The organism is Methylobacterium sp. WL64 (genome assembly GCF_008039945.1).
Taxonomy (GTDB): domain Bacteria; phylum Pseudomonadota; class Alphaproteobacteria; order Rhizobiales; family Beijerinckiaceae; genus Methylobacterium.
Genome location: NZ_VRVA01000175.1, coordinates 1 through 7,902, shown reverse-complemented (window position 1 = coordinate 7,902; position 7,902 = coordinate 1). Strand labels below are relative to the sequence as shown.

General features: G+C 62.4%; 10 protein-coding genes and 1 pseudogene. 5 read left to right on the top strand and 6 right to left on the bottom strand.

All coding sequences use genetic code 11. The annotated features are described in order from the left end of the window. Positions 1 to 728 (top strand): tyrosine-type recombinase/integrase (locus tag FV242_RS31295; protein ID WP_147941645.1); only part of this gene is annotated, 728 nt, incomplete at its 5' end. Between the two features lie 13 nt (positions 729 to 741). Here the strand turns inward: FV242_RS31295 and FV242_RS31290 are convergent. The 5 genes and pseudogenes from FV242_RS31290 to FV242_RS31275 all read right to left on the bottom strand — a co-directional run. Next, entirely contained in the window at positions 742 to 1,215 is a 474-nt protein-coding gene (locus tag FV242_RS31290; RefSeq protein WP_246692976.1) for a metal-sensitive transcriptional regulator, read from the bottom strand. A 149-nt stretch (positions 1,216 to 1,364) separates the two neighbouring features. After that, the gene (locus FV242_RS31285) at positions 1,365 to 2,222 is read right to left on the bottom strand and encodes a manganese catalase family protein (protein WP_147941643.1); all 858 of its coding nucleotides are present in this window, start codon (positions 2,220 to 2,222) and stop codon (positions 1,365 to 1,367) included. A gap of 286 nt (positions 2,223 to 2,508) precedes the next feature. Next, the gene (locus FV242_RS31280) at positions 2,509 to 3,027 is read right to left on the bottom strand and encodes a MucR family transcriptional regulator (RefSeq protein WP_147941642.1); all 519 of its coding nucleotides are present in this window, start codon (positions 3,025 to 3,027) and stop codon (positions 2,509 to 2,511) included. A gap of 749 nt (positions 3,028 to 3,776) precedes the next feature. Then, positions 3,777 to 3,944, bottom strand: coding sequence for a hypothetical protein (locus FV242_RS34990; RefSeq protein WP_187278638.1), 168 nt, complete (start codon positions 3,942 to 3,944; stop codon positions 3,777 to 3,779). After that, positions 3,934 to 4,323, bottom strand: a pseudogene (locus FV242_RS31275) (DUF5681 domain-containing protein); the annotation flags it as partial. The gene FV242_RS34990 and the pseudogene FV242_RS31275, both read right to left, overlap by 11 nt. A gap of 242 nt (positions 4,324 to 4,565) precedes the next feature. Between FV242_RS31275 and FV242_RS31270 the strand changes: the two are divergent. Both FV242_RS31270 and FV242_RS31265 read left to right on the top strand, forming a co-directional pair. Further along, a complete protein-coding gene (locus FV242_RS31270; protein ID WP_187278637.1) occupies positions 4,566 to 4,817 on the top strand; it encodes a PilZ domain-containing protein in 252 nt (83 codons plus the stop codon). A gap of 176 nt (positions 4,818 to 4,993) precedes the next feature. After that, positions 4,994 to 5,254, top strand: a complete 261-nt coding sequence (locus FV242_RS31265; protein WP_147941640.1) for a hypothetical protein — start codon at positions 4,994 to 4,996, stop codon at positions 5,252 to 5,254. Positions 5,255 to 5,737: 483 nt separating this feature from the next. On the opposite strand, the gene FV242_RS34985 is transcribed toward FV242_RS31265, so the two are convergent. Then, complete coding sequence (locus FV242_RS34985; RefSeq protein WP_187278636.1) at positions 5,738 to 5,914, bottom strand: hypothetical protein; 177 nt, start codon at positions 5,912 to 5,914, stop codon at positions 5,738 to 5,740. A gap of 41 nt (positions 5,915 to 5,955) precedes the next feature. Here FV242_RS34985 and FV242_RS31260 point away from each other — a divergent pair, with 41 nt between their 5' ends. After that, positions 5,956 to 6,480, top strand: a complete 525-nt coding sequence (locus FV242_RS31260) for an SRPBCC domain-containing protein (RefSeq protein WP_147941639.1) — start codon at positions 5,956 to 5,958, stop codon at positions 6,478 to 6,480. A gap of 183 nt (positions 6,481 to 6,663) precedes the next feature. Further along, positions 6,664 to 7,584, top strand: a complete 921-nt coding sequence (locus FV242_RS31255; protein WP_187278635.1) for a GGDEF domain-containing protein — start codon at positions 6,664 to 6,666, stop codon at positions 7,582 to 7,584. Positions 7,585 to 7,902: the final 318 nt, after the last annotated feature.

Here is a 7,902-nt window from a genome sequence, read left to right as displayed (position 1 = left end):
GGTCGGTGCGGATGGGCGAGCTGCAGGACTACCTCGCCAGCCTGCCCGGGTCGTCCGCCACGGTGGCACTCGCGGCCTCGGCGCTGAAGTCGCTGCTCACCTTCGCCCAGGAGGTCGGGTTCCTGCGATTCAACATCGGCGCGGCCGTGAAGGTGCCGCCGATCAAGAATACCCTGGCCGAGCGGATCATGTCCGAGGCTGATGCCCTGCTGATGATCCGACAGGAGCCGGTCCTGCGAAACCGCGTGCTGCTGACCGTGCTGTACGGCGGCGGCCTGCGCATCTCCGAGGTCTGCGGCCTGCACTGGCGGGATCTCATGACCCGGGATGAGGCCGGACAGGCGACGGTGTTCGGCAAGGGCGGCAAGACTCGGGTGGTGCTGCTGTCGGTCGCGACGTGGAAGGTGCTTGCAGCCCTGCGCGAGAGGGCTGGAGTAGACAACTTGGCCATTCCAGCTGCCGACGCGCCCGTATTCCTGTCGCGGAAGGGCGGGGCGCTCGATCCTAGCGCCGTCCACCGGGTGGTGAAGGCCGCTGCAGCCCGGGCTGGCCTACAGGCCGAGGTCTCAGCGCACTGGCTCCGGCACGCTCACGCCTCGCACAGCCTCGATCGTGGGGCGCCGATCCACCTCGTGCAGGCCACGCTCGGACATGCCTCGGTAGCGACGACGGGCCGGTATCTGCACGCGCGGCCTTCGGAGAGCTCGGCACGATTTCTAGGGGTATAGGAGTTCTCAGCGATTAGAGCGGAAGACTCGCGACTTCCACGCCCTGCCACATCACCCTAACCGCGGCGTAAGCACCTGGAAAGGTACGGTTCTGCAGAGTGCACGAAGCCCAGCGACTCCCGGGAACGCTATCGCCATCCACGCTCACAACGAGATCGAGACTAAGCACCGAAAGATCGCTGGACGGTGGGTCAGACATCGTCAGATGCGGTCTCTCATTCGCATCGGTGATCTCGACTTCGCCTGAAATCTTCAGAAACCGATCATGTAGATCATCAACCAAACTAGCCATTTCTTTGTTGGCTCCGGGCTCAGTCGCGATCTCCGCACCGACTGTCACATGCTCGGCGATGATCATGAGCGCCACCTCGCGCAGAGCCGCAGTTGTCGCCGTGATCTGCTGGATCTCGTCCAAGCAGTAGCGGTCCTCCTCGATCATTGAGCGTAGGCCGCGGATCTGCCCCTCAATCCGGCTCAGGCGCAGCACCAGAGGGCGCTTTGCCTCGGCACTACGCCTGAGCTGGATCCTGTCACCGACGACTTCGCCTTCAACGTTACGCACTACAAGCCCCGCCCCATCTTCTGCTACAAACCTGATATAGGCTTTTGACTGTCGAGGAGCGAGGCATTCGCAGCTCAGCCGATCTGTTCGCTCTGGGCACCGCTGTCAGGCCGTGCCGGACCGAGTACCGGCTCCTGACCCATCGGCTGGTTCTGGACGATGCTGTACTCGCCCTTGCCGTCGAGGGATGGGCCCTGCGTCCAGCGGCCTTCGGGAGGCGGTGAGCCATCCGCGGACGAGGAGAAGAAGTTGTAGTTGAACTTCTGGTTCTCCTCGCTCTGCGGGAAGGAGTTCGGGATCGGCAGCGTGCCCGCGTGGCCGCCCATCTCCTCGATCACCGCGAGCCACTGCTGCTGGTGCATCGTGTCCCGGGCGATCATGAAGCTCAGCATGTCCCTCATACCGGCATCGTTGGTGGCATTGTACAAGCGCACGGCGAGAACGCGACCAGTGCTCTCGGCAGCGACGTTGCAGTACATGTCGGCGGCGAGGTTTCCGCTGGCGTAGATGTGGCTCATGTCGAACGGCACACCCTCGCAGTTGGCTGGGAAGGCAGCCATACCGGTCGAGAGCAGATGCCGGTGCAGCATGCCTTCGACCATATGGCGCGGGTTCTCACCGCCCATCACCGCACCGACGATCTTATCAGTGGCTCCGGCCTCCTGCACCTTCGTGGGTGCCGTCTCTAGGTTGAGTGCCACTGCCGTAGCCAACATCTCGACGTGGCCCATCTCTTCGGTGGCGGTGTGCAGGAGCATGTCGCGGTACTTGGTCGTCGGCCCGCGCGCACCCCAGCCCTGGAAGAAGTACTGCATGCACACGCGGATCTCGCCCTCGATGCCGCCGATAGCCTGCTGGAGCATGCGAGCGTAGATCGGGTCCGGGCTGTCGACCTTGACCGGGTACTGCAGGCGCTTGTCGAAATAGAACATCGGGATCGCTCCGTGGTCGGCACTGCACCATGACGGCGAGTTTGGCGGATACCCCCAGGGAGCATCCGGTCCGATGACAGGGCAATCCTACTCAGGCAGCTTGGTTCGATCGCAATCGAGTGATTTAGCGCCTGCTGCAGTTCTCATAGGATGCGCCGGCCACACGTGAACGGGGGGAACACGGCGGCCGGCGCGCTCGCGGGCGGGAGTGTAAGGGCACTCAACCGCCGCGATAGGTGGGATATGGAGATCGCCAGAGGGAACGGGCAGATCCCTCTCTTTGACCTCAGGCCTCAGCGGCGTCCTTGGCTTTCCGCGGCCGCCCGGCACGCTTGGGCTTATCGGAGACGGTCTCCACCGGCTCAGCCACCTTCGGTGCTGCCTTCTTGCGCTGCTGGCCGAGACCGAGCGAGCGGGCGAGAGCCGAGCGCTGCTCGGAGTAGCTGGCAGCCGTGGACGGGTAGTCGCGCGGCAGGCCGTATCGCTCTCGGTACTGCTCGATCGTCATGCCGCTCTTGTTGAGGTGCCGCTTCAGCGTCTTGTACGGCTTGCCATCGACGAAGCTGATCAGCGCATCGGGCCGGATCGACTTTCGGATCTGGGACGGGGTGGGCTTGTCGACCGTCGGGGCTTCGGTGGCGCTGCCTTGACTGAGCCCAGTTAGCGTACTGTGAATGCTGGCAAGGAGGTCCGGTAGATCACTGGGCCGGACAGAATTTTTCGACACGTATGCCGAGACAATGTCGGCTGCCAAATCGATGAAATCGACTGCCGGAGCATCGGTGGTCTCTGCGTTTTCGTTCATGGCGTACCTAAACTTACAAAGGCTGCAAATTGTTCTTTTAGACGAAATAAGGCAAGTCATATCCGAAATTTTTATTTGCTTCTGTAGCCATCCGCCATGGATCTCTGCAGGATTATCAACTCAAAAACGCGGCTAAGGTTATTCGTAAGGGGGGCGCCCCCGCTTTCGGACAATGAGATCCGCATGAGGCAACCAACGCCCTGAGGGACTTCGTTAACCATACCGCCGGCACCTTGCTCACGGTCAGCCTGTAGGTACCGCCGTGAACCGAGCCTTTCCTGTCAGCGCTGAGGATCCTGCCGGCGATTGCCCGGTGCCGATCGATACGCTCAATCGGCTCTATCGGGCCGAGCCAGAGGCGCTACCTAATCAGCTCGAAGCCATTCCAGAGGCGACAAGAGCGCGACTTGCCATCTACCTCTATGGGCGCAGCCACACACGCCAACTCGGGGTACAGATCGCAGCGACCTGCGAGGGCGCCAGCCTAAGGCGTGTCGCCGGTTTCGCCGGGAATGCCCTCCACGATCTCTCGCGGCAAAACCCGATCCTTTGGGTAGATGCCATCCCTTCGGCCGGCGGCAAGCGAGGGGTCAGCCTTGCGGGGTCACGAGTTGCGACGTTGCGCTGACGCATAAGCTGAACACGCAGCCGCTCTACTACACCGCCTTCGGCCGCTGCTGCGCCTGCCAATCGGCGATAAACATATCGATCTGACCGGCGAGTTCCATGTCGGCTGGCATAGGCGCCTCTCACAGGTTCGTGACCATAGCGCCGAACGACGGCCACTCGGCTGCCATGTCGCTCATGCCGAGTACGATCTGCCGGTCGAGCTCCGCATCGGACAGGCCGGACAGAGTGCCGAACCGGGGGTTGGCTTCCAGCTTGGCGAGCCGGGCTTCCAAAACCTTAGAGTACATTCCCCATCGCCTCCTCGATGCGGGCGAGCCGCCGGTCCAGATCCACCGCCTTGATCGCCTCAACGTGCACGCCGACGGCCGCGCTGACGTCACGGGCTTCACTCGGGGTTAGTTCACCGTCGGCCACCGCCTGCGTAAGCTTTGCGGCGGCGATCGGCACGTCCGCGATCTTCTCGATCACCAGCATGTCGAACTGCACGATCCGGTCCTTGCGCGGGGGGCACAGGCGGTCGAGGCACAGCCGCAGGGCCGGGCCGTCACCGTCCAGCGCCATCTCGACGGCCTTGCGGGTCAGCGCCTCGGCCTCACCGTCCAAGATAGCCTCGACGGCCTGGGTAGTGCGGTTACGAGCGCCTTTCGGGCGGCCGCTAAGGTTGCCGCTTTGGCCACGCTCGCATGCCTTTCCCTCGCATCAGTCGTGTCCGTCATCAGACCTGGCTGTAAGTACAGCGGGAAAACAGCCAGGCTAGCTGCGCCAGCAAAGAATATAGCATCGGCTATTAGATTTCACGTCACTTCGTGAGTGACAGGCGTAGGCCTTCGCCTCACGGCGCGCGACAGCATTTGCTCAACCTCTGCGCTCTACCCTGATGGAGGGGGTTGAGATGCAAGGCGTGGCCGGTGTCTGCTCTTCCCGCTCGTTCACCCCGCAGCCCCGCCTCGAAGGCGGCAGTCATCTCGCATGGCGGATGGATGACCGGGTGCACCATCGCCGACATCTCGGTCAGCGGTGCGCGGCTGCTGGTGGCTCGGCCCGAGACCGTACCGGATCAATTTGAGCTGGCGACCGACCTATCCGGTGGTTCGCGTCGGTGCCGGGCGGTGTGGCGCGACGGCGGACAGATCGGCATCGAGTTCGTGGACTGGGTTTGAACCCTAAGGCCAATGATGCCCACACCAGGCAGTGGTGAGGCACATTGAGTTTTAATCCGCTCCAGTGCGTGCGTGTCGGCACATCACGGCGGAAAGTGGCTTCCCATCTAAGTTTCATACAAGACGAGATAGGCTCGAAGGACCGGGCCGTACCTTGTAGGAGATATATTTTTACAATGAAGAACCGTATCGCCGCCGCCGCCACTGCGCTTGTCCTTGGCGTCGCTCCGATCTCATCAACCATGGCCGCCAACGGTGCCCGTTGGACGGGTTTTGCCACGCAGGAGATCGAGACCACTGGCGCGCTCGGGCTCGGCGTCCACGACAACCCCGACTACGTCGGTTGCCCGATGAGTTCGGCTGCTGAAGGCAATGCCAACCAGCAGACCCGCCCCGTGAAGCAGTACGGCCAGACTGCGGGCGGCTACCGCTGCTGATCCGACAGATAGACGATGAAGCTCAAGGCTGTCTCCTACGCGATGATCGCGGTCTTTGTAATTGGGCTCCTCATGACACTCGTCGGCTCGGCCAGCATGCTCCTGGGGCTGTAAGCCTGACAGCTTGCTGCTGAAGCCTATGCCGCCGAAGGTGATCTGGCGAACTTCCGGCGGGGTTTGAGCCCCGCCGTTTTCAAGAGCAACGTCATAGACGATTTTTTCCGCCGGGGCCGGGAAGCAGACCTGCCCAGACAGTGCCCAAGAGTGTGATCCGAACGTTGGCGCGATCGGGGTCAGCCGCAACGACCGCGTCCATCATTGCTACCAGAGCCGCGACACCGCCAGCCGCATCCGCTTCCAGACCGGCGCGGAGCAAAGCAGACCGGAAAGCTGTGGCGGCTGGCGCATCTGGGCTGTGACGCTCGATGCCTTGGATCAACGTAAGAATGCTGGCGGGGGTTGGCGGATCGGGAAGGGCGGCGATCATGGCTGGGCCGCCTCGAACGGCACGCCCAGGTGCCTTGCCAGCTCGCGGGCAGCCTCCTCACCAAAGATCGCGACGGCCTCGGCCACCAGCTCGTGCCGGCTGAGCTCGGACAAATCAATCGGCTCGTCGTCATGGTGGGGGCCGAGACGGCGGGGTTGGAGCTGGCTGGGCATTGGTGAGACCTTTCAAGCGAGAGATTGGCTAGAAGCCGCCAATGCAGATCAGCACCGAACTCGCGATCCCGGGGCGCGCCGATGAGGTATGGGCGGTGCTCATCTACCTACCGTCGTACCCGCAGTGGAACCCATTCATCCGCAGGGTAGGCGGCTCGCTGGCAGAGGGTGTTGCCTGGAAAGCCGAACTGACCATCGACGGCAGATTGTTCTTCAGCGTACCGACGGTCATCACGAAATTGATGTCTGGCGCGCGACTGACGTGGCGCGGCGGCCTACCGAAACTGATGATCGGCACACATAGCTTTGGTGTGACAGAGGCGTCCGGTGTCGTAACCTTGCAGCAGTCGGAAAAGTTCTCCGGGCCCCTTGTGCCGGTTGTCTTCCCTTTACTGAAGCCATCGCTGATCCGGCGCTTGACGGAGATGAACGAGGCGCTGATGTCCGAGGTCGTGAGACGCAAGGCCTCAGAGCGGGAGTGCGGCTTTGAGGGATCGACTGACACTGCCGTGCTCGAGCGGCGGCGGCCCCAACATATCGTTCGAAACGATGATCGGGCCCAATAGCTGGCCGGTGATCGATGGTCGCGCAGCCGGGTCACAGTCGGCCCGAACCCGGGATGCCTCCTCATGGGTGCCACTGGGAAGTTTCCTGAGCAGGGGCTTCCTTAAGACCTCGTCTTTAATATGGCACCCTGATCGAGGTGTCGCTGCTTTGCCATGCCCCGTCACCATCGGTCGCAAAGCGGTATGCGCAAACTGGTCACGACAAACAGCCTCGCCGATCGCCTCGACGCATGGTCGGCTTGCACGACTTGGACGGTGCTCGCGACTTGCGGCCTGGCATTGATCAGGGCCGACTACCTCTTTCCGACCGTGGGTATGGGGCCCCTGTTCATCCCGTTGATTGCACTCGCCGGATGGCGCCTTGGTTTGCGCGCGAGCTGCTTCGTCACCGTCCTGGCGTGTCTGCTGAATATCTTTCCTCACCACGTTCACGAGGTCGGTCTCAATCCGGAGGTGGCCATCGCTCGGGGGATCATCCGTTTCAGCGCGTACGGCTTCACCGTCGCGGTCATTCATGCGTTGCGGCGCGCCTACGACCGCGAGCGCGTCCGTGCCACGCACGATGCGCTGACGAACGCTCTGAACCGGGCGGCGTTCGAGCGGGAGCTGGAAACCCTCCTCGACGGTCGTGAACCCGGCGACCATGCGGTTGCGCTGGCGATGATCGACGTGGACGACTTCAAGCGCATCAACGATACCCATGGTCATGGCGCCGGCGACCACGCGCTGCGCGAGCTGACAGCAGCCGCAACGAGCGCTCTACACGGACGGGGACGCCTCTATCGGCTCGGCGGAGACGAGTTTGCTGCGCTGATGCCGATCGCATCTACTGCGGCGGGCCAGCCGGCAATCGAGCGCTTCCACCAAAATCTTTCGGCAGCACTGGGACAATCACGTTATCCGACGACGGTCAGCATGGGCGGGCTGGTCTTCCAACCCAGCCCTTCGTTGGGTCGGGCGGCACTCATGCACGAAGCCGATGGGCACATGTACGCATGCAAGGCGTCGGGTAAAGATCGGGTACGCATTGCGGTGCTCCGGCCAATAGCTATCACCAACACCGATCCAATGCCGACCGGTGCGGAGCTGCTTCCGGCTGTGTGAACCGTGGTGGCATTCACGCAAGCGCCCATGCGCCGGTTGTTGCGCTCACCGCGGCCATCGCATTCTGGTGTGAATTTAGTCCTTAAACTAGGACCAAAAGGGCACCCTGCAACAGGTTCGGCGCCACGCTGATATCCGGCACAAAAGCGTGACGCTGAGACCAGGCCATCCCGCAGAGTTTCGTTAACGACCTACATTCACCCTGACTGTGGATCGGTTTCGAAGTACAACCCCAGCAAAAAATTAGCTTAGGCTTTCTCAGAGCTACAAAAATTGAGATCGAGATGGGGTCCCGATCGGCGCCGATCGGGACCCCAT

What these genes read in the sequence shown, in the direction of transcription:
- FV242_RS31285 (WP_147941643.1), bottom strand. Translation starts at nt 2,222, where the DNA reads ATGTTCTATTTCGACAAGCGCCTGCAGTACCCGGTCAAGGTCGACAGC.
- FV242_RS31280 (WP_147941642.1), bottom strand. Translation starts at nt 3,027, where the DNA reads ATGAACGAAAACGCAGAGACCACCGATGCTCCGGCAGTCGATTTCATC.
- FV242_RS34990 (WP_187278638.1), bottom strand. Translation starts at nt 3,944, where the DNA reads ATGTACTCTAAGGTTTTGGAAGCCCGGCTCGCCAAGCTGGAAGCCAAC.
- FV242_RS31265 (WP_147941640.1), top strand. Translation starts at nt 4,994, where the DNA reads ATGAAGAACCGTATCGCCGCCGCCGCCACTGCGCTTGTCCTTGGCGTC.
- FV242_RS34985 (WP_187278636.1), bottom strand. Translation starts at nt 5,914, where the DNA reads ATGCCCAGCCAGCTCCAACCCCGCCGTCTCGGCCCCCACCATGACGAC.
- FV242_RS31260 (WP_147941639.1), top strand. Translation starts at nt 5,956, where the DNA reads ATGCAGATCAGCACCGAACTCGCGATCCCGGGGCGCGCCGATGAGGTA.
- FV242_RS31255 (WP_187278635.1), top strand. Translation starts at nt 6,664, where the DNA reads ATGCGCAAACTGGTCACGACAAACAGCCTCGCCGATCGCCTCGACGCA.